18 protein-coding genes are annotated in these 20,853 nt (G+C 74.5%); 4 read left to right on the forward strand and 14 right to left on the reverse strand.

The annotated features are described in order from the left end of the window. Positions 1-5 precede the first annotated feature (5 nt). Together O7625_RS16970 and O7625_RS16975 are read right to left on the reverse strand one after the other, a co-directional pair. Positions 6-254 carry a hypothetical protein gene (locus tag O7625_RS16970; protein WP_282339832.1) on the reverse strand — a complete coding sequence of 83 codons (249 nt, stop codon included), beginning with the start codon at positions 252-254 and terminating at the stop codon, positions 6-8. Between the two features lie 130 nt (positions 255-384). Next, the gene (locus O7625_RS16975; RefSeq protein ID WP_282339833.1) at positions 385-891 is read right to left on the reverse strand and encodes a DinB family protein; all 507 of its coding nucleotides are present in this window, start codon (positions 889-891) and stop codon (positions 385-387) included. A gap of 114 nt (positions 892-1,005) precedes the next feature. Between O7625_RS16975 and O7625_RS16980 the strand changes: the two genes are divergently transcribed. After that, a complete protein-coding gene (locus O7625_RS16980; protein WP_282339835.1) occupies positions 1,006-1,899 on the forward strand; it encodes a DUF72 domain-containing protein in 894 nt (297 codons plus the stop codon). Between the two features lie 102 nt (positions 1,900-2,001). Here O7625_RS16980 and O7625_RS16985 read toward each other — a convergent pair whose 3' ends face one another. From O7625_RS16985 to O7625_RS17000, 4 genes are all read right to left on the reverse strand, one after another. Next, positions 2,002-2,625, reverse strand: coding sequence for a hypothetical protein (locus O7625_RS16985; RefSeq protein WP_067311729.1), 624 nt, complete (start codon positions 2,623-2,625; stop codon positions 2,002-2,004). 188 nt (positions 2,626-2,813) lie between these two features. Next, complete coding sequence (locus O7625_RS16990) at positions 2,814-3,677, reverse strand: alpha/beta fold hydrolase (RefSeq protein WP_282339837.1); 864 nt, start codon at positions 3,675-3,677, stop codon at positions 2,814-2,816. 75 nt (positions 3,678-3,752) lie between these two features. Further along, on the reverse strand, positions 3,753-4,997 hold the full coding sequence (locus O7625_RS16995; protein ID WP_282346981.1) for a glycosyltransferase: 1,245 nt from the start codon (positions 4,995-4,997) through the stop codon (positions 3,753-3,755). A gap of 153 nt (positions 4,998-5,150) precedes the next feature. Then, positions 5,151-6,371 (reverse strand): globin domain-containing protein, encoded by a 1,221-nt coding sequence (locus O7625_RS17000; RefSeq protein WP_282339839.1) that lies wholly within the window; start codon positions 6,369-6,371, stop codon positions 5,151-5,153. A gap of 146 nt (positions 6,372-6,517) precedes the next feature. On the opposite strand from O7625_RS17000, the gene O7625_RS17005 reads away from it, so the two are divergent. Continuing rightward, positions 6,518-6,958 (forward strand): Rrf2 family transcriptional regulator, encoded by a 441-nt coding sequence (locus O7625_RS17005; protein ID WP_282339841.1) that lies wholly within the window; start codon positions 6,518-6,520, stop codon positions 6,956-6,958. A gap of 172 nt (positions 6,959-7,130) precedes the next feature. On the opposite strand, the gene O7625_RS17010 is transcribed toward O7625_RS17005, so the two are convergent. Then, the gene (locus tag O7625_RS17010; RefSeq protein ID WP_282339842.1) at positions 7,131-8,387 is read right to left on the reverse strand and encodes a hypothetical protein; all 1,257 of its coding nucleotides are present in this window, start codon (positions 8,385-8,387) and stop codon (positions 7,131-7,133) included. Between the two features lie 312 nt (positions 8,388-8,699). On the opposite strand from O7625_RS17010, the gene O7625_RS17015 reads away from it, so the two are divergent. Together O7625_RS17015 and O7625_RS17020 are read left to right on the forward strand one after the other, a co-directional pair. Continuing rightward, positions 8,700-10,757, forward strand: a complete 2,058-nt coding sequence (locus tag O7625_RS17015; protein ID WP_282339844.1) for a DNA topoisomerase IV subunit B — start codon at positions 8,700-8,702, stop codon at positions 10,755-10,757. A 42-nt stretch (positions 10,758-10,799) separates the two neighbouring features. After that, positions 10,800-13,289 (forward strand): DNA topoisomerase IV subunit A, encoded by a 2,490-nt coding sequence (locus O7625_RS17020; protein ID WP_282339846.1) that lies wholly within the window; start codon positions 10,800-10,802, stop codon positions 13,287-13,289. A gap of 48 nt (positions 13,290-13,337) precedes the next feature. Here the strand turns inward: O7625_RS17020 and O7625_RS17025 are convergent, their stop codons facing one another. The 7 genes from O7625_RS17025 to pseB form a co-directional block, all read right to left on the reverse strand. Further along, positions 13,338-13,970 carry an alpha-ketoglutarate-dependent dioxygenase AlkB gene (locus O7625_RS17025; RefSeq protein ID WP_282339848.1) on the reverse strand — a complete coding sequence of 211 codons (633 nt, stop codon included), beginning with the start codon at positions 13,968-13,970 and terminating at the stop codon, positions 13,338-13,340. Positions 13,971-13,983: 13 nt separating this feature from the next. Continuing rightward, positions 13,984-15,180: a spore coat protein gene (locus tag O7625_RS17030; protein WP_282346982.1), complete on the reverse strand. Its 1,197-nt coding sequence runs from the start codon at positions 15,178-15,180 to the stop codon at positions 13,984-13,986. Next, complete coding sequence (locus O7625_RS17035) at positions 15,177-15,905, reverse strand: glycosyltransferase family protein (protein ID WP_282346983.1); 729 nt, start codon at positions 15,903-15,905, stop codon at positions 15,177-15,179. Before O7625_RS17035 ends, O7625_RS17030 begins: the two co-directional genes overlap by 4 nt. Before the next feature lie 137 nt (positions 15,906-16,042). Next, positions 16,043-17,806 (reverse strand): class I SAM-dependent methyltransferase, encoded by a 1,764-nt coding sequence (locus O7625_RS17040; RefSeq protein WP_282346985.1) that lies wholly within the window; start codon positions 17,804-17,806, stop codon positions 16,043-16,045. Positions 17,807-17,847: 41 nt separating this feature from the next. Beyond that, on the reverse strand, positions 17,848-18,684 hold the full coding sequence (locus tag O7625_RS17045) for a hypothetical protein (protein ID WP_282339849.1): 837 nt from the start codon (positions 18,682-18,684) through the stop codon (positions 17,848-17,850). Between the two features lie 12 nt (positions 18,685-18,696). Further along, a complete protein-coding gene (locus O7625_RS17050) occupies positions 18,697-19,854 on the reverse strand; it encodes a DegT/DnrJ/EryC1/StrS family aminotransferase (RefSeq protein WP_282339850.1) in 1,158 nt (385 codons plus the stop codon). Further along, positions 19,851-20,834, reverse strand: a complete 984-nt coding sequence (gene pseB / locus O7625_RS17055) for a UDP-N-acetylglucosamine 4,6-dehydratase (inverting) (protein WP_067311915.1) — start codon at positions 20,832-20,834, stop codon at positions 19,851-19,853. Before pseB ends, O7625_RS17050 begins: the two co-directional genes overlap by 4 nt. Positions 20,835-20,853 lie beyond the last annotated feature (19 nt).

The following is a 20,853-nucleotide window of genomic DNA, read 5'->3' on the forward strand; positions in this document are numbered from 1 at the left end:
ACCGGTCACGATCGCCCGGTGGGCACACCGGGAGGGGGAGTGGAACCGCCGGCCGGACCGGGCGACGCGGGCTGCGGGCGGCCGGACCGGGCGGCCCGGAACGCCGACATCACGGCGGGCTCACCGCGCAGCTCGGCCGGGGTCGCAGCGGCGCGGAGCGCCGCGAGCAGCGCCCCCAGGCCGCCCTCCGGCCCGGTGGTCGGCCCGCTGAGCAGCCGTTCGGCGGTTTCCGGGTCCAGCGGGTGTCGGATCATCTCGTGTTCCTCAGCGCCGTCCCCGGGCGGGACGTCACGCCCGCACGGTTGCCGGTGACCCCGGTCACACCGGAGCCGGGCGGCGACGGCGGGAACCACCGGGGACCGCCCCCGCCGACCGGCCGGGAGATCAGCCCATCGTCTTGGCCCCGTCGATCGACTCGCGGATGATGTCGGCGTGCCCGGCGTGCTGGGCGGTCTCCGCGATCACGTGCAGCAGCGTGCGGCGCACCGACCAGCTCGCGCCCGGCTCGAACCAGGGGGCCACCGGCAACGGGTGGCTCGCGTCCAGGTCGAGGGTGGCGATCAGCTCGTCGGTGCGGGCCGCCGTCGCGGCGTAGCCGGCGAGCAGGCCGGTCAGGGTCTCGTCGGCGGACATCCGGAACATGCCGACCCAGTCCACCGGCTCGCTCTCCATCGCCTCGGCCCCGCCGGCCATGAACCGCGCCCACCGGTGCTCCACCGAGGTCACGTGCTTGATCAGGCCACCCAGGCACAGCTCGCTGGCGGTGCTGCGGGTCGCCGCCTGCTCGTCGGTCAGCCCCTGCACGGTCTGCCGCAGGAAACCGCGGTGCTTGCCGATGGTCTGCAACAGGTCGGCCCGTTCGCCGGTGAGCACCTGGTCGGTAGTGGTCATCGCGGTAACCCTCCATCGTCGATGTCGTCGGGGACCACGCTAGGCCGACCCTCCGACACTCCCGGTGCCCGCCAGCGGTTGCCGATCCGGCCGCCGGGCGGTGCACTGGACCACATGGGAGTGATCAGGGTCGGCACCTCGTCCTGGGCGGATCAGACGCTGCTGCGGGCCGGCTGGTATCCCCGGTCGGCGCGTACCCCGGCCCAGCGGCTCGGCTGGTACGCCGGGCGGTTCGGGCTGGTCGAGGTGGACACCTCGTACTACGCCATCCCGGTGCCGGCGACCACCAGCGGCTGGGCGGCGGCCACCCCGCCGGGTTTCACCTTCGACGTCAAGGCGTTCAGCCTCTTCACCGGCCACCCGACCCCGGTGCAGGTGCTGCCGAAGGACCTGCGTCCGGACGGCGGGCCGTCCCGGATCCGCCGCCGGGACCTGCCCGAGGCGGCGTACGACGAGCTGTGGACCCGGTTCCGGGCGGCGCTGGAGCCGCTCGCGGCGGCCGACCGGCTCGGCGCGGTGTTGTTGCAGTTCCCGCCGTGGCTGGTGCGGGGGGAGGGCGCCCGGCGGCGGATCGTCGAGCTGGCCGACCGGTGCCGGCCGTGGCGGGTCGCGGTGGAGCTGCGGCACGGCTCCTGGTTCGACGGCCCGGCCGCGGCCGAGACGGTGGCCTTCCTGCGTGACCACGACCTCAGCCTGGTCGGCGTCGACATGCCGCAGGGACACCCCTCCTCGGTGCCGCCGGTGCTGGTCGGCACGGCCGAGCCGGCGCTGGTGCGGATGCACGGCCACAGCGCGCACTGGGCGGACGGCTCCAAGGAGGACCGGTTCCGGTACGCCTACGCCGACGACGAGCTGCGCCGGTGGGGCGACCTGCTGACCGACCTGGCCGACCGGTCCGGGGAGCTGCACGTGCTGTTCAACAACTGCTGCGCGGGGCAGGCCCAGCGGGACGCCGCCCGGCTGGCCGAGCTGCTCGGGGTGACCCCCACCACGGCGGCGGCCCGGTGAGCGCGCCACCACCTCTGCCGTAGGGTCGGGCCGACGCGCTGGTGCGGGCCCGCCGTCGACGGCGCGACGGCAGGTCCCGCACCGGGCGGTCCCGGCCGACGGTCAGCCGGCCATCGCCATCCGCCGCCGCGCGCCGGTCGCGGCCAGGCGGCCCATCGTCATCGGGGCACCCATCAGACCACCGGCCCGACCGAGCATCCCCCGGAACACCTGGCCCGGCTTCTGCTGCTCACCCATGTACGCCGTGACCACCACCAGCGCCCCGGTCAGCGCCGGGACGGTCCACTGGAGGACCTTCATCTGCCGCTGCCGGTGTGCCACCTCGGCGGGCGTCTGGTAGTTGGGTTCGGTGGTCCCGGACACCGGCGGGTTGCCGGCGTTCTGCAACTTCATGCCGACCAGCCGGCTGTAGCCGGTCACCGCGAGCGCGCCGACGGTCAGCGCCGTCTTCACCGCGCTCATCCGGCCCACCCCGGACTGGGCCATCATCCGGGGACTCTCGGTGGCCAGTTCGCCCACCGCGCCGGCCAGGTGTGCCCCGATCGCCGCCGCGTTGACCGGGGTCCACCGCGACCAGCCGGCGGAGGCCACCGGGAGCCGCTGGGTCGAGTCGCTGATCCGTGCCGCCGCTCCGTTGACGCCCAGCGCTCCCATCAGAGAGCCACCGAACCAGGCCGCCAGGCCCAGATCGTGCATCGAGCGCAGCGCGGTGTGTCGTTCGGACATCTGATCCCCCTCCACCGTGTTCGGGCGCAGCGGCATACCCGTCCCGGCGGCGGCTACGCGCCCGGCCGCCGGACGGTCGTCGGGGCCGCCGCCCGGCCCAAAGCGCACACGGCGCGGCGGGTAGGCCGGCCCACCGGGCACGTCGGCCCACCGGGCACGTCGGCGCGGCGGGTGGGGGTGGTCCGGCGTCAGTGTCGGGGCAGGCCCGCCGCGAAGTCGGCCACCCGCCGGGTCAACGGCAGCCCGGCCCGGACCCAGCCGAAGTGGTCCAGCGGGGCGCCCGCCTCGGCCACCGTGTACCGGTGCCGGGTGACCGGCGCGGCGGTGAGCTTGGCGCAGAGGTGGTCGACGGTCGGGTGCGGGGTGTACTGGTCGTCGTCGACGCTGACCGCCAGCACCGGGAGGGTCAACCGGCCCACCGCCGCCTCGGCGTCCACCCCGTCCAGGGTGGGGAACCGGCCGGTCCGGCCGGTGCGCGCCCAGTCGCGGATCACCCCGCGCGCCTGCCGCCCGCCGAACCCCCAGCCCGGCCAGACCCCGAGCGCCCCGGCGACCGCCGCGATCCCCTGGGTGTACGGCAGCACGCCGTACCTCCGTCGGCCCGGATAGGTGCGCCAGTACGGCATCCCGACGGCGAGCAGGGCGAGCCCGTCGACCCGGTCGGCACCGTGCAGGGCGAGGTGCAGCAGGGCCGCCTGACCGCCGAGGGAGTGCCCGAGCAGCAGCCTCGGTCGGCCGTCCAGCCGGGGCTTCAGCGCGTCGAGGACCGCGCCGACGTCGGTGGCCAGCTCGCGGTAGCCGTACCGGCAGGCCCGCGACGGGGCGGGCGTGCTGGCCCCGGTGCCCCGCAGGTCGGCGACGACGACGGCCAGGCCGGCGGCGCGCAGCCCGGTGGCGAACGGGCGGTAGTACCGGGCCCGGACCCCCATCGCCGGCCAGATCACCACCGCCGGGGCGTCGGGGACTCCGGCGGGCTCCGGGTAGACCTGGATGCCGATCCGGGCACCGTCGACGTCGACGAACTCCTGCGTGTATTCCGCGTCCCCGCTCACCGGCTCATCCTACCGGTCGGTAATAACCGGATCGGGTGACTCCCTCCCGGCCGGATCCGGTCGCCGTCCGGTCGGTCAGGCGGCCGCCGCGGCGGCCTGACCGGCAACGTTCACCCCGGCCACCTGCCCGACGCCGCTGACCGCGGCGTAGACGGCGGTGAGCTGCTCCGCCCAGTGCCGCCAGGAGTAGCGGACCCGGATCCGGTCCAGCGCCGCCGTGGCGTACGAGAACCGGCGGACCCGGTCGGCGAGCAGCCGGCGGATGGCGGTGCCCAGTGCCCGGGGGTCACGCGGCGGCACCAGGTCGCCGGTCAGCCCGTCGACCACGCTGTCGCTGATCCCTCCGACGTCGGTGCCGATCACCGGCACGCCGCACGCCATCGCCTCCAGCGGGGTCCGGCCGAACGGCTCGTACCAGGGGGCGGCGACCATGACGTCGGCGGACCGGTACCACGCCGCCAACTCGTCGCGGGGGACCGCACCGACCAACCGGACCCGGTCGGCGACCCGACAGGACGAGGCGAGCGCGGTCAGCCGGCGGGCCACCGTGTCGGCCGGCAGCAGTTCGGCGGGCGGCCCACCGACCACCACGCACTCGGCTCCGGGCACGGTGGGCAGCGCCCGGACGACGTCCTGGAAGCCCCGGCGCTCGTGCATCGGGCCGACGGTGAGGATCCGGGGGCGGTCCGGGTCACGCGCCGCGACCGGCCCGGTCGGGCCGAACACCGTCTCGTCCACCCCCGCCGGTACCAGGGTCAGCTTCGACCGCGGCACCCCGAGCCGGACCAGTTCCCCCAGCTCGTCGTGCGACTGGACGACGACGCGGTCGGCGGCCCGGCCGAGCGCCCGCTCGTAGCCGATCCGCCCGCGGGGCCCGGGGTCACGGCCCCCGGCCCGGCGTCGGTGCGCGCTGCCCAGGTCGTGGTAGGTCAGCACCACCGGAGTGTTGGTACGGCGACCGGCGTGCAGGGCGGCCAGGCCGCTGAGCCAGAAGTGGGCGTGTGTCACGTCGGGCCGCCAGCCGTCCGGTCGCCACTGCCCGGCCAGCCACCGGCCGAACTCGCCCAGGTGGGGCAGGAGGTCGTCGGGCGGCAGCGGTCGGGCGGGACCGGCCGGGACGTGCCAAACCTGGTATCCGGCGTCGGTCCGCACGGTGTCGGGCAGCACGGCGGAGTCCCGGCGGGTGTAGATCCGCACCTCGTGCCCCTCGCCGGCCAGCGCCGCCGCCTGCTCCGCGACGTGCAGGTGCTGACCACCGGCGGCTCGTCCGTCGGCAGCGGCGAGCGGGCTGGCGTGCCCCGAGACGATCGCGATACGCATGCCGAACCAGTTGCCCAGCGGGGGACCGGTAAACATCAACTTTGCGTGCCCGCCCCACCGCTCTGCGTGCCCCCCGGGGGTTCCGCCCGGTGACGACCCACGACCCGATCGTGCCGCCCGGTCACGACCCGACCGTGCCGACCCGGTGGGCGGTCAGCTCGGGCCGGGCAGCATCCCCGGCCCGAACACCTCGTAGGCGATCCGTTCCACCGGTACGCCCCGGCGCAGCAGGCCGCCCCGCACCTGGTTCATGAACGGCAGCGGTCCGCAGAGGTGTACGTGCGCGTCCGGGGAGAGCGGGATGAGCTCCGGGTCGATCCGTCCCCGGGCCACCTCGGCGGCCGGGGGGAGGGCGTCGCCGGCGGCGGTGGGGGTCTCGTACCAGAGCCGCAGCCGCAGCCCGGGCAGCCGGGAATGCAGGTCGACCAGCTCAGCCCGGTGAGCGTGGGCGGCGGCGTCCCGGTCGGCGTGGGCCAGCACCACCGGCCGGTCCGGTGCGGTGGCCGCCAGGTGTTGCAGGGCGGACATCGCCGGGGTGAGGCCGATCCCGGCGCTGACCAGCAGCAGCGGCCCGGTGCCGGGCACCGCGCTCACCTCGCCGAAGGGCGGGCTCAGCCGGATGGCGTCGCCGGGGCGGACCCGCTCGTGCAGGGTCGTCGAGACCAGGCCGTCGGGGGAACCGCCGGTGCCGCGTACCCGCTTCACGGTGATCCGCCAGTGGTCGGCGTCAGGGCTTCCGGAGAGGCTGTACTGGCGGATCTGCCGGCCGAGCCCGCCGTCGAGGTCCACCGCGACCGAGACGTACTGCCCGGGGACGAAGCCCGGCACCGGGCCGCCGTCGGCCGGGGCGAGGGTGAACGAGACGGTGTCGGTGGCCTCCGGGGTCACCCCGACGACCCGCCAGTCGCGCCACCCCGTGCCGTCCCCGGCCACCCCGGCGGTGGTGTAGAGGCGGGACTCCCGGGCGACGAGTTCGCAGGCCATCAGCCAGTACACCTCGTCCCAGGCGGCGGCGACCTCGGGGGTCACCGCCGCGCCGAGCACCTCCCCGACGGCGGCCAACAGGTGGCGTCCCACCAGCGGGTACTGCCCGGGGGTGATGCCGAGTGAGGCGTGCTTGTGCGCGATCCGGTCCAGGATCGCCGTCCACGCGGCCCCGTCGGTGCCGGTGAGGTGGCCGGCGTACGCGACGACGGAGGCGGCCAGGGCGGACTGCTGCCGGCCGGTCGCCTGGTTGCCCCGGTTGAACAGGTCGAGCAGCTCCGGGTGGGCGGCGAACATCCGGGCGTAGAACCGGCCGGTGATCTGGTCGGCGTGCGCCCGGACCACGGGCAGGGTGGCGGTGACGACGGCGGCTGACGACTCCGAGAGCACGGCTCCTCCTCCTGTTTGGCTACTGGGGACACTCAAACAGGAATCTGATAGTCCTCTTCAGGGCCGAAGGTCCCGGGTCCGTGGTCGTGGTGGTCACCGCCGTCCGGCCCCTGTCCGGCGCCGGTGCCGCTGGCTAGGGTCGGGGCGTGAAGCTCAACCGGTCGACGGACATGGCCCTGCGGATAGCCATGCTCACCGCCCCCGTGTCGCACCGGACCACCATCGACGAGCTGGCCGACCGGCTCGACCTGCCCCGCAGCCACGTGGCCAAGGTGGTGCAGCGGTTGCAGCGGATCGGGGTGCTGGTCACCGTCCGGGGCCGCGCGGGCGGGGTGGCCTTCGCCGAAGGGGCCGAGCGGATCACCGTCGGGCGGATCGTGCGGGCCTTCGAGGGAGAGGGCGAGGTGGTCGCCTGCGAGGAGTCCGGCTGCGCCCTGCGTGCCGGCTGCCGCCTGCGGGTCCAGCTCCGCCGCGCCCAGGCCGCCTTCCTGGCCGCGCTCGACGAGGTGCCGGTGGGCGAGCTGGTCGACGACCCGGCGGTGCCGCCGCTGCTCACCCTCGCCCCGACCGTCCCGGTGGCGACCTGACCGGGCGTCCGCCCCCGGTGGGCGTGCCCGGCCGTGCCGGTGGGCGGGAGTGGCCCGGCCGGTGGGAGCGGCCATCAGTGGTGAGCTGCCCGCCATCAAGATCGGCGGGCGGGGGCGGGAGTGGTCCGGCCGGTGGGAGCGGCCATCAGGGTCGCTCCCACCGGCCGGCGGTTCAGCTGACCCGGACCGTGCCGTCCGTCGACCGGACGCAGGCGACCGTGCGGGCCGCGGTGGCCGCCGCCCCGGTCAGGCACCGGCCGAGCACCTGGTGCCCGGCGGCGCTCGGGTGCCAGGACTCCTGGCAGGTCTGGAAGTACGTCCCGCAGGTGTTGGCGATCCGCTGGATGTCCAGCTTGTCGTAGCCGGAGAGGCTGGTCACGAAGACGCCCGAGGTGCCGTCCTGGAGCCGGATCGGGGTGGCCAGCGCGTTGCCGGGGCTGCCCGCCGACTCGCAGAGCCGGGCGCCGTCGAAGGCCCGCTGCACGTTGAGGTAGACCAGGTCGGCGGCGGGGAACTCGGCGGCCAGCGTGCTGCGGACCGAGCTGACCAGGGTGCCCAGGCCCTGCGAGAAGCGCTGGCCGGGGGCGAGGCTGGCCCGGTGGATCGGGCAGCCGGCGGCGTACCGCTCGGCACCCAGGTCACGGAACTTGTCCCGGGTGTCGTCCCGGCTGTCCTCCTCCCAGTAGGTCGAGGCCAGCTCCGGCGGCAGCGGGTTCGTGTAGTCCTGGAAGACGATCCGGTGCTGGCCGTCGGCGTCGATCTGGTCGAGCGTGGTCAGGATCTGCCGGACCGCCGCGGTGGTCTCCGCCGTCGCGGCGTTGACCTGGGCGGCGGTGGCCAGGTCGGCGTCCGAGCAGGGCTCCTGCTCCACCGGCCCGCCCAGGTACGCCCAGAACTCCCACCACCCGGTCCAGGCGTCGGCGATGAACCGGTTGGCGCACTTCTCGGCAACGCTGCCGAAGGTGAACGAGCTGTTGTTGGAACCGAGGCCGACCAGCACCAGGTCGATGTCGTGGGTCTGCCCGACGGCGCGGAGCTGGTCGAGCTGGGCGGCCACCTGCCGGCCCTTGGCCCGGCTGGCCGAGGCGTTGGCGATGTCGTACGGCTGGCCGCCGGAGCAGGCGAGGTTGAACCGGTCGGTGATCCCGGGCAGGTCCGCCTTGAACAGTGAGGCGTTCGGTGATCGGTGGCAGAAGTAGGCGTTGCTGTTCGACGCCGACCAGCCGGGGAAGGGTTGGGCCACCCCGTTGAGGTCGGGCACCGGCGCGTACGCCCCGGCGCCCTCGCCGCTGATGAAGCTGTCGCCGAGGGCGACCGCGGCGGTGGGCAGGGCGGCGGCGGCCGGCGTGGCGGGGCCGACGGCGACCGGTGTGGCGGCCGTGGCGACGGTGAGGAGCGCCGCGAGGGCGCTCCGACGGAACCTGGACATGACGTCCCCCATCTGTCCATGGAAATGTGAAAGATCCTTGCCGGCCGCGATCAGATCACCTGGCGAGATGGGCGTCAATGCCTCTTAACACGATCGTCGAATGGCGGAAATGGTCTTCGTCGACCGGCGACGGCCCGACCGGGGAAGTCCCGGCCGGCCGGCGTGGTTGACCCGGAGAGACGCGCGCCCGCCGTCCGACGTGGGGCTGCACGTCACTGTCGGGGCGTACGGCTACGCTCGCTGCGGCACGCCGCGCGTGGAGATCTAGACGGTGAGCGGCACCACACCGCCGAGACCGGGGAGTACGACCAGTTGACCGCACAGCCTGAGACCCTCTACGGGGCCGACGACCTCACCCACCTGGAGGGCCTGGACGCCGTCCGCAAGCGTCCCGGCATGTACATCGGCTCCACCGACAGCCGTGGCGTGGGTCACCTCGTCAACGAGATCCTCGACAACTCCACCGACGAGGGCGTCGCGGGTCACGCCACCACCGTGGCGGTGATCCTGCACGCCGACGGCTCGGTGCAGGTCGACGACGACGGCCGGGGCATCCCCACCGACGTGCACGCCAAGTCCGGCATCTCCGGGGTCGAACTGGTGCTCACCCGGTTGCACGCCGGTGGCAAGTTCGGCGGCTCCGGCTACAAGACCTCCGGCGGCCTGCACGGGGTGGGTGCCTCGGCGGTCAACGCGCTGTCCCGCCGGTTCGACGTGACCGTCCGGCGCGGCGGCAAGGTGCACGCCATGTCGTTCCGGCACGGGGTGCCCGGCGTCTTCGCCGGGGACGGCCCGGACGCCCCGTTCACCCCTGGCCCCGGCCTCCAGGTGGTCGGGACGATGAAGCGGGGGCAGCGCACCGGCACGTCGATCCGCTACTGGCACGACGCCCGGTACTTCGAGACCGGCGCACGCCTCGACGTCGACGCCGTTCGGATGAAGCTGCGCAACACCGCCTTCCTGGTCCCCGGGGTCGACTACCGGCTGCGCGACGAGACCGCCGAGGAGCCGGCCGAGGAGCGCTTCCACTTCCCCAATGGGCTCACCGACATGGTGGAGTTCCTGGCCCCGGCCGGTGACCGTCCGGTCTCCGGCACCCTGCTGGTCACCGGTGAGGGGACGTACCGGGAGAACGCCGCCGACGCCAACGGGGTGATGCAGTCCAACGTGCAGCGCCGGGCCGAGGTCGAGATCGCGTTCCGCTGGGGGACGGGCTACGAGCGCACCGTCGAGTGTTTCACCAACACCATCCGCAACGCGCACGGCGGCACCCACCGCAAGGGTTTCGAACGGGCGCTGAGCCGGACGTTGGCCGACGCCGTCCGCAACACCCGGGGGCTGCTCAAGCCCAAGGAGGACCCGCCCACCCTGGACGACGTCCTGGAGGGCATGACGGCGGTGCTGCACGTCCGCATCCCCGAGCCGCAGTTCACCTCGCAGACCAAGGACGAGCTCTCCACCGCCGGCATCACCAAGGTGCTCCAGACCCTGGTCGAGCAGCACGTCAAGGCCTGGCTGGAGGACAAGCGCAGCAAGGCCGAGGCGCGCACGGTGCTCCAGAAGATCGTCGACGCGGCCCGGGTCCGGCTGACCCAGAAGCAGCAGAAGGACGCGGCCCGGCGCAAGACCGCCCTGGAGGGCGCGTCGATGCCCGCCAAGCTCGTCGACTGCCGCGCCGCAGGCATCGACAGGAGTGAATTATTTATTGTGGAAGGGGACAGCGCCCTCGGCACAGGGCGACTTGCCCGTTCTGCCGAATATCAGGCGCTCCTGCCGATCCGCGGCAAGATCCTCAACGTGCAGAAGGCCAATCTCCAGCAGGTGCTCGACAACGCCGAGTGCGCGGCGATCGTGCAGGTGCTCGGGGCCGGCTCGGGGCGTACCTTCGACCTGTCCTCGCTGCGCTACGGCCGGGTGCTGATCATGGCGGACGCCGACGTGGACGGCGCGCACATCCGGACCCTGCTGATCACCCTGTTCGCCAGGTACATGCGCCCGCTGATCGAGGCCGGCCGGCTCTACGCCGCGATGCCGCCGCTACACAAGATCACCACGAAGGGGCGCAGCCCGCAGACCACCTACACCTACACCCAGGCCGAGATGGAGGCCACGGTCCGCAAGCTGGAGAAGGCCGGCCGGCAGATCGTCACCCCCATCCCGCGCTTCAAGGGCCTCGGTGAGATGGACGCCGACGAACTGTGGGAGACCACGATGAACCCGGCCACCCGGGCGGTCCGCCGGATCACCCTCGACGACGTCGACGCCGCCGAGCGCATCCTCGAACTGCTGATGGGCGAGAAGGTCGAGCCGCGCCGCAACTGGCTGATCGACTCCTCCGACCGGGTCGACCGCGACGCGATCGACGCATGACGAGCACCGTGGCCGCCGCACACCTGAGAAGAGAGCTGAACGATGGCACGCCGTAAGGACGACCGCGCCAAGGTGGACCTGTCCGCCTTCGACCAGGCCGGCGCGCGGGTCTTCGACAATCCGCTGGTCACCGAGGTGTCCGACTCCTACCTGGAGTACGCCTTCTCGGTCATCCACTCCCGCGCCCTGCCCGACGCCCGCGACGGCCTCAAGCCGGTGCACCGCCGCATCCTGTACTCGATGCACGAGAACGGCTTCCGGCCGGACCGCTCGCACGTGAAGTCGGCCCGGGTGGTCGGCGACGTGATGGGGCGCTACCACCCGCACGGTGACACCGCGATCTACGACGCGATGGTCCGGATGGCCCAGGACTTCTCGCTCAACGCGCCACTCATCGACGGGCATGGAAATTTTGGTAGCCCGGACGATGGACCGGCAGCGGCGCGCTACACCGAGGCCCGGCTCGCCCGGGAGGCGATGCTGCTCGTCGGTGAGCTGGGCGAGGACACCGTCGACGTCGAGCCCAACTACGACGGCTCGCTGACCCAGCCGACCGTGCTGCCCGCCGCCTTCCCCAACCTGCTGGTCAACGGGGCGTCCGGGATCGCGGTCGGGATGGCGACCAACATGATCCCGCACCACCTCGGCGAGGTGGTCTCCGCCGCCCGCTGGCTGATCAACCACCCGGACGCCGACCTCGACAAGCTGATGGAGTTCGTCCCCGGCCCCGACCTGCCGACCGGCGGCCTGCTGCTCGGGCTGGACGAGGTGCGCCGGGCGTACGAGACCGGGCGCGGCGTGGTGCGGATGCGCGGCCGGGTCGAGATCGGCCCGCTGGAGGGCAGCCGGGGCCGGCAGGCCATCACCGTGGTCGAGCTGCCCTACGGCGTCGGCGCTGAGAAGGTCATCGCGGCGATCACCAACGAGGTCAACAAGACCAAGCGGCTCACCGGCATCGCCGACGTCAAGGACCTCACCGACCGGGAGAGCGGCACCCGGCTGGTCGTCGAGTGCAAGGTCGGGGTCAACCCGCAGGCGTTGCTGGCCGACCTCTACCGGCTCACCCCGCTGGAGCAGTCCTTCGGCATCAACAACCTGGTGCTGGTCGACGGCCAGCCGCGCACCCTCGGGCTGAAGGCGCTGCTGGAGGTCTTCCTGGCGCACCGCTACGAGGTGGTGACCCGGCGCAGCGCGTACCTGCGGCGCAAGCGCCAGGAGCGGCTGCACCTGGTCGACGGCCTGCTGATCGCCCTGCTCGACATCGACCGGGTGGTCAAGCTGATCCGGGCCAGCGAGGACGCCCAGGCCGCCAAGGACGGCCTGATGCAGCGGTTCAAGCTCTCCGAGATCCAGGCGACCTACATCCTGGACACCCCGCTGCGCCGGCTGACGAAGTACGACCGGATCGAGCTGGAGGCCGAGCAGGAGAAGCTGCGCGGGGAGATCGCCGAGCTGTCGAAGATCCTCGACGACCCGAAGGTGCTCCGGAAGGTCGTCTCCGACGAGCTGGCCGCGGTGGTCAAGCAGTTCTCCGCGCCGCGTCGTACCACCCTGGTCGACGGGGATCTCAAGGAGGTGCTCGCCGCGTCCGCGCCGGCCGGGCCGCTGGAGGTGGCCGACGACCCCTGCCAGGTGATCCTCTCGGCGACCGGGCTGGTCGCCCGCACCGCGGCCGAGTCGGAGGAGGCGTCCGAGGGGCGTCGGCGCAACGGCCGGGTCAAGCACGACACGGTACGCGCGGTCGCGCACACCACCGCCCGGGGACGGGTGCTCCTGGTCACCAGCGCCGGCCGCGCCTTCAAGGTCGACGTGTTGCCGCTGCCGGTGCTGCCCGAGCAGGCCGGCACGGTGTCGCTGCGCGGAGGCATGGCCGCCGCCGAGCTGGTCCCGCTGGCGGCGGGGGAGACGGTGATCGGCCTGGCCCCGCTCGGCCCGACCGCCCAGGGCTCCCCGGGGCTGGCACTGGGCACCCGGCAGGGCGTGGTCAAGGTCTGCACCCCGGAGTGGCCGGTCCGCTCGGACGAGTTCGAGGTGATCTCGTTGCGGGCGGGCGACGAGGTGGTCGGGGCGAGCTGGCTCGCCGACGACGCCGAGACGCTGACCTTCGTCACCAGCGAGGCGTCGCTGCTGCGGTTCGCCGCCTCGCTGGTCCGCCCGCAGGGGCTCAAGGGCGGCGGGATGGCCGGGGTCAGCCTGCCGGCGGGCGCCCGGGTGGTGTTCTTCGGCGCGGTCCGCACCGACGACGCCGCGCACGGGGAGCCGATGGTGGTCACCTCGACCGGGGCGACGGTCAAGGTGACCCCGTTCGCGTCGTACCCGGCGAAGGGGAGGGCGACCGGCGGGGTGCGGGCGCAGCGCTTCCTCAAGGGCGAGACGGACCTGGTGGTGGCCTGGATCGGCGCGCGGCCGGTCGGGGCGACCGCGACCGGCGACCCGGTGGAGCTGCCGCCGGCCGATCCGCGCCGCGACGGCTCCGGCTTCGCCGTGATGCTCGGCCCCACCGTCGTCGGGCACCTCATCGAACGCGACTGAGGTCGCCCCGGCTGCCGCGAGGGCTGAGCACCGGCCGCCCCGTCGACGTCAGGCGACGTCGACGGGGCGGAACTGGACGCTGACCCGGGGGCCGACCGGGCGGGCGGTCTTGGGGACGGCGTGCTCCCAGGTGCGTTGGCACGAGCCGCCCATCACCACCAGGTCGCCGTGGCCCAGCGGGAAGCGCAGCGTCTCGCCGCCGCCCCGGGGGCGCAGCAGCAGCGGGCGGGGCGACCCGAAGGAGACGATCGCCACGATCGTGTCGGTGTGCGCGGAGCGGCCGATGGTGTCGCCGTGCCAGGCGACGCTGTCCCGGCCGTCGCGGTAGAGGCACATGCCGGCGGTGACGAACGGCTCGCCCAACTCGGCCGCGTAGTGCCGGCCGAGCGCCGTGCGGGCGGCGGCGAGCAGCGGGTGCGGCAGCGGCCGGTCGGGGCCGTACCAGCAGAGCAGGCGCGGGACGTCGACCTCGGTGTCGTACATGGTGCGGCGTTCGGCCCGCCAGGGCACCCCGGTGCGCAGGGTGTCGAGCACCGCGTCGGAGCCGTGCACCCAGCCGGGCAGGTGGTCGACCCACGCGCCCCGGGTGAGCACCCGGCGGCGCAGCCCGGCCAGCGGGGTCAGGGTCGGGCCGGCGTCGGCGAGGTCGAGCATCGACGGCTGGTAGGCGGCCTGCGGCATACCCGGCACCCTATCAGGGGTTTAGCACACCCGTACGATCGGCGATCCGGGCGAGGACCGCGTCGGCGACCCGGGTCCGGCCGTGCCCGTCGACGGTGGCCCAGGCGCGGGCCGCGAGCGCCGCCCGTCGCCGCGGGGACGCCAGCAGGGTCCGCAGCGTCCGGGCCGCGTCCGCCCGCGCGGTCCGGCCGGCCAGCCCCGGCGCGATGAGGTCCGGCAGCTCACCGAGGCCGGCGGCGAGCCCGTGCGCCACCACCCGGCGGTACGAGTCACGCTGGTTGTCCACCACGCAGACCAGCGCGGCGGGCGCACCCAGGCAGCACAGCTCCCAGGTGGAGGTGCCGGCGGCGCTGACCACCAGGTCCGCCGCGCCGATCAGCGTGGGCAGGGCGTCGGTCGGCGCGACGGGGTGCAGCGACTGCCCCCGCCCCGGGACGACCTGCGCCAGCTCGGCCCCGATCTCCGGCCGCCCGACCACCACGGTCAGCTCCAGCGGGTGGCCGGTGTCGAAGAGCACCCGGGCCAGCACCGGGGCCGCGCCGACGGCGTCGGTGCCGCCGAAGAAGGCCAGCACCCGGGGGCGCTGCGTCGGGCTGGCCGGCGGTGGGGCGGCCGGCCGGGCGGCGGTCACCGCGTCGCGCAGCAACGCGTACCGGACGCCGGCCAGCATCCGCCCGCCGGGACGCCCGGCACCGGGTGCGCCACCACCCGGTGCGCCGTCCGCCGGTCCGTCGTCCGCTGGTCCGCCGGGTGTGTCGTCAGCCGGTCCGTCGGGTCTGTCGTCAGTCGGTCCGTCGGGGAGGCCGTGGGCCGGGGCGGGGGTGTCCGCACCGAAGTTCTGGTCCAGGTAGAGGTCGGCGTCCTGGCCCCGGGTGTCGCCGTCGACGATGGCCAGGGTGACCACGCCGGCCGCCCGCAGCGCTCCGGCCCCCGCCGGGTCCAGCTCGTACGAGTCGAGCACCAGCGCGTCCAGGGCGTGCCGGCGGGCCGCCTCGACCAGCCCGGCGGGGGTGTCCGGGCCGGGTCGGACCGGGATGCCCCGCGCGGTGAGCTGGGCGCTGGCCCAGCCGACCCGCTCGACGGTCCCGAACAGCTCGACCCGGGCGCCCCGGGCCAGGAACTCCTCGCCCAGGGCCAGGCAGCGGACCAGGTGCCCGACGCCGGTGCGCGGACCGGCGTCACAGCGCAATCCGATCCGGGGCGGCTTCAGGACTCCTCCAGCCGCTTCTGGCGTACCGAGGCGTTGAGGGTACGCAGGTCGGGCCGCCCGTCCAGCCAGTCGGCGAGCTTGGCCAGTGGCACGCTGACGTCGCCGAAGTGGTCGACGACCGCGCTGACCAGCGCCCAGTCCTGGTCGGTGTCGAGGGTGAGCCGCAGCGCCGACCGGTCCGGGGCGAGGGTCACCCCGAGCACCCGGAACAGCTCCGGCCGGGTGTACGCGTACGAGGTGACGTGCACCCGGTGGTGCCCGGTGGCGAGCCGGTCCAGGGTACGCAGCGCGTCCGCCCGGATGATCTCCACGTCCAGCCCCCGGGGCAGGGTACGGGCGATCGAGGTGCTGGCGTAGTCGAGCCCGGGGACCGCCCGGTACACCGCCGCCACCAGGCTGACGATCTCCGGGTCGAGCAGCGGGCAGTCGGCGGTGAACCGCATGACGGCGTCGCCGGGGTGGGCGTCGAGGGCGCCGACGAACCGGCTCAGCACGTCGTCCACCGGTCCCCGGTGCACGGGCACGTCGAGCCGCGCGCACTCGGTGACCACCGCGTCGTCGGCCGGGTCGACGCTGGTGGCGACCACCAGGTCGGCGAGGACCCCGCTGTCCCGGGCGGCCCGGACCACCCGGCCGAGGACGCTGCGCCCGGCCAGCGGGCGCAGCACCTTGCCGGGCAGCCGGGACGAGCCCATCCGGGCCTGCACGATCCCGACGATCCGCAGGTCGGAGCCGACCGGTGCGACCGCGTCGGGTCCGACGAGGTCGGCGTGGTCGGGCCGGCCCGGCGTCCCGACGTCGAACCGGCCCGCCGCCATGCCGGTGCCGCCGGGTCGGCCCGACGGCGGGGTGGCCGGGGTGGTCACTGCTGCTCCTCCGTCGGCTTCGGGCCGAGCGCCTCGCGGGCCCGCCGCTTGGCCGCCCGGGCACCCCGCTTGGCCAGCCGGGCCGGGGTGATGGCGAGCCGGCCCACCCGGTAGCTGAGCGAGCCGCTGAGCAGGTTGATCGTGGCGTCGGCGCGGCGCAGCGCCCGTTCCCGCGAGGTGAGCAGCTCCTCGGTCCACTTCAGCAGCGCGGCGAGCCGGGTCAGCTCCTCCCGCTGGCGTACCCAGGCCTCACGCATCTGCTGGTAGCTGCGCGGCCCGGCGGGCGGGTCGGTGGCGGTGACCGTGCGCAGCGCGGTGGCGAGCGCCCCCCGCCCGTCGGCGTCCAGGCCGCGCAGTGCGGCGGCGACCGCCGCCTCGGTCCGCACGGCCGCGTCGACGGTGGCCCGGTCCAGGTCGTGCCCGGCGACCCCGCCGAGCACCACGGTCAACCCGGCGACGTCCAGGGTGGACGGCCACGGGTGGGCGTAGCCGCCGGTGAGCAGGGTGACCGCGAACCGCCACAGCCCCCGGGCCAGCGCCACCTGCCCGGCCAGCGGATCGGCGGCCTGCCAGCTCGGGTCGAGCACCGCGAAGGCGTCCCCGTCGACGACCACGTTGTCCGGATCGGCCAGCGCCGCCGCGCCGGTGAGCCGCCCGTCCGGGTCGGCCTGCCCGGTGAGCCACCCCGCGTAGCCGCCCAGCAGCCGGCGCAGGGTGTCCAGGTCACGGCGCAGGCAGCCGTCGAGCAGCAGGGTCCGCAGCAGCCGCCCCGGTGGCACCGGCCCGGTGAGCGCGGCCGGATCCCGGTGGGCCGCCTCCCGGCTGGCGAACGGGGCCGGTCGCCCCCGGGTGCCCCCGCCCCCGGTGACCGCCCAGCGCCAGCCGCCCGGCCCGTCGTGCACCTCGACCACCCCGACCCCGGGCGGTCCGGTCTGCACCAGCACCACCGGCAGCGCCGCGGGAGCGGGCCGGTCGTGGTCGGTGGGGCTGTGGGCGGTGACCAGCCAGCCCGGGGCCAGCGTCGCGCCGAGCCCGGCGTGCAGCGCGTCGACCGCCAACCGGGCCGGGTCCTGGAGCACCGCGCCGGTGGCGAAACCACCGGCACAGGCGCCGTGCAGCACCGCGTCGAGCAGCCCCGAGGTGGGGCGCTGCTCCAGCGCGTCGGCGGCGACCAGGGCCGTCGGGGCACCCGCGCCGGGATACCCGGCGTAGCCGGCGTCGGGGGTCAGCCCCGCCTCGGTGAGCCGGGCGCGCAGCTGCTCCCGGTTGGCCGGGCGGCCGGCGTCCAGCACCCCGCCGATGCTCCACGCCGCGTCGGCCCGGTCGGCGTACCAGGGGGAGGTGGCGACCAGCCGGGACACCCCGAGCGGATTGTCCAGCCACAGCAGCAGCGTGCCGCCGGGGCGCAGCACGGCGGCCAGCCGGGCCAGCACCCCCGGCCAGCCCAGCCGGGTGCCCTCGACCGACTCGACAGCGTCCAGTCCGGACCCGGCCACCACCACGTCGAAGGTGTCGGCCGGGTCGAGCCCGGCCGGCCCGCCGACGATCACCCGGGCCGCCCGGTCGGCCAGCGCCACCGCGTCCGGGTGGCTGCGCAGCAGGCAGGTCACCTCGGCGTGGGCGAGCCGGTCCAGCAGCGCCGGGTCGTGCGGCCCGGCGAGCAGTACCCGCGCTCCGGCCGGCACCACCCGGGCGGCCAGCGCGCCCAGCGGCCCCCCGTCGGCCAGCCGCTGCTCCGGCAGGTCGGACCAGGCCAGCATCTCCCCGCCGGGCAGGACGACGGGGGCGGTGGTTCCAGTGGTCAACTCGTGCCTCCTGCGGGACGTGCCCAGCCGAGCAGTTCACGAAGCTCGGCCGGGGTGCAGCGGTGGTCGGTGCCCAGCTCGGCGCGGGCGATCGCGACGGCGGTCGGCAGGTCCACCGACTCGCCGTGCAGCTCCGGCCACTGCCGGCGGATCCGGGCGGTGCCGCCGAAGGTGGGGTCCTCCTTGGCCAGGATCATCGGGTCGCCGTAGACGGCCGGCTCACAGCCGGCGGCGATGCCGTAGAAGATGGCGCTGGTCAACCGGTTGGACGCCACCCGGGCGTGCCGGCGCAGCTCGGTGAGCTGCTTGTCGAGGAAGAGCGGGTCGGTGTCGCGCCACCAGTGTCCCCGGTAGCCGTGGCAGATCACCCGGAAGCCGGCGTTCTCGTAGAGCCGCCGGACCCGGCGCATGCCGTACTCGTGCCAGTAGAGGCAGACGGTGACCGGGCCGGGCTCGGTGTCCCGGATCCGGGCGATCAGCTCCCGGTGGTCGCCCTTGACGTGCTGGCCCTCCCAGCCGTGGAACGGGTACCAGATGGTGCCCTCCCGCGCGGGCGGCGGCGGGTCGTCGCGGCGCAGGTCGAGCAGGTACGCGAAGGGCGCACCGGTGACCACCACGTTGCGCCGCCCCACCGACCAGGCCCGTCGCCGGGTCTGCTCCGACCAGAGCAGGCTGGGGGTGCGCTCGGCGTACGGGTGGCCGGGGGCGAGCCCGTCGCCGATGTTCCAGCCGTGCTGGACGTACCCGTTGATCCGGGGCGGGTGGCCGTCGCCCAGCCCGCAGTAGCGGGCCAGCACGTGGGCGTGCCCGTAGAAGTGGTTCGCGTGGTGCATCGGTTCCCCCGGTCAGGCGGCGGCGGACGCCGTGACGCCGCGCAGCGCCGCGCCGAGCGCGTCGATCACCCGGTCCTGGTCGGCGTCGGTGAGGCCCGGGTACAACGGCAGCGAGAGCTGCTGACCGTAGAACGACTCGGCCACCGGGCAGGACCCGCGCCGGTAACCGAGGTCGGCGAAGGCCGGGTGCCAGTGCACCGGCAGGTAGTTGACCTGTACGCCGATGCCGGCGGCGCGCATCCGGTCGTACACCTCGCGGCGGCGGCCGTCGAGGACCCGGACCGGGTAGAGGTGCCAGGCGGGGGCGGCCCACGACCGGCGGGCCGGGGGGAGCACCCCGTCCAGGCCGGCCAGGGCCTCGTCGTAGCGGGCCACCAGCCGGGCGCGGGCGGCGAGGAAGTCACCGAGCCGGCGCAGCTGGCTGCGGCCCAGCGCGCAGAGCACGTCCGGCAGCCGGTAGTTCAACCCGAACTCGTGCACCTCCTGGTGCCAGCCGCCCTCGTCCGGCGTGCGCAGCTCGGCACGCTCCCGGACCAGGCCGATGTTGCGGAACCGGCGGGCCCGCTTCAGCAGCTCCGGGTCGGCGGTGGCGACCGCGCCGCCCTCGGCGGTGGTGAGGTTCTTGGTGGGGAAGAACGAGAAGGTGGTCAGGTCGGCCAGCGACCCGACCGGCCGACCCCGGTAGGTGGCCCCGATGGAGTGCGCCGCGTCGGCGAGCAGCAGCGCGTCGGAGCCGGCCAGCGCGGCGCGCAGGGCGTCGTAGTCGGCCGGGTGGCCGGCGTAGTCGACGGCGGCGACCACCTTCGTCCGGGCGGTGGTCGCGGCGGCTGCCGCCGCCGGGTCCAGGGTGAACGTCTCGTCCTCGACGTCGGCGAAGACGATCCGCGCGCCGAGGGCGACCGCGCTGCTGGCGGTCGCCACGAAGGTCATCGGCGGCACCACCACCTCGTCGCCGGGCCCCACCCCGGCCGCCGCGTACGCGACGTGTAGGGCGGCCGTGCCGTTGGCGACGGCCGCGCAGCCGGCCCCGCCGGTCCAGCCCGCGAGGTCCGCCTCGAACGCGTCGACCTGCGGGCCGGTGGTGAGCCAGTCGCTGCGCAGGGTGGCGACCACGGCGGCGACGTCGTCGTCGGTGATCGACTGCCGGCCGTACGGGAGCATCGCCGTCACGCCGTGATGCCCAGCATGTCGCGCAGCTGCCGGACGCTCAACCACTCGTCGTTGCCGTCGGACTGGTAGGCGAAGCCGTCCGGCACCGGCTCGCAGTCGACCGGCGGCTGGTAGCCCCAGGTGGCGATCGTCGGCTGGACGATGAAGCGGTCCTTCGCGCGCAGCGTCCGGCGGCTGTCGTCCGGGGCGATCATCTCCTCGTGCAGCTTCTCGCCGGGCCGGATGCCGATCTCGTGCGTGGTGGCCTCCGGGGCGACCGCCTCGACCAGGTCGAGGATCCGCATGCTGGGGATCCGGGGCACGAACAGCTCGCCGCCCTGCATCTGGTCGAAGCTGTCCAGGACGAACTGCACCGCCTGGTCCAGGGTGATCCAGAAGCGGGTCATCCGCTTGTCGGTGATCGGCAGGCTCCTGCCCTCGTCGGCGAGCCGGCGGAACAGCGGCACCACCGAGCCCCGACTGCCCACCACGTTGCCGTAGCGGACCACGGCGAAGCGGGTGGGGTGCTGGGCGGCGTAGTGGTTGGCCGAGACGAAGAGCTTGTCGCCGACGAGCTTGGTCGCGCCGTACAGGTTGATCGGGCTGGACGCCTTGTCGGTGGAGAGCGCGATGACCTTCCGGACGCCGGCCTCGATGGCCGCGTCGACCACGTGCTGCGAACCGGTGATGTTGGTGGCGATGAACTCCGACGGGTTGTACTCGGCGGTGTCCACCTGCTTGAGCGCGGCGGCGTGCACCACATGGTCCACCCCGTGCATGGCCCGGGTGAGCCGGTGCCGGTCCCGGATGTCGCCGATGAACCAGCGCAGCCGGGGGTCGTCGCCGAGTTGCTGACGTAGCTCGTACTGCTTGAGTTCGTCGCGGGAGAACACCACCACCCGGGCCGGGTCGGCGACGGTGAGGACGTGCCGGAGGAAGGCCTTCCCGAAGGACCCCGTCCCGCCGGTGATCAGAATGGAGGACCCATTCAACTCACTCAATTTGGTGCTCCCCAACTCG

The organism is Micromonospora sp. WMMD714, assembly GCF_029581315.1.
Taxonomy (GTDB): Bacteria; Actinomycetota; Actinomycetes; order Mycobacteriales; family Micromonosporaceae; genus Micromonospora; species Micromonospora rifamycinica.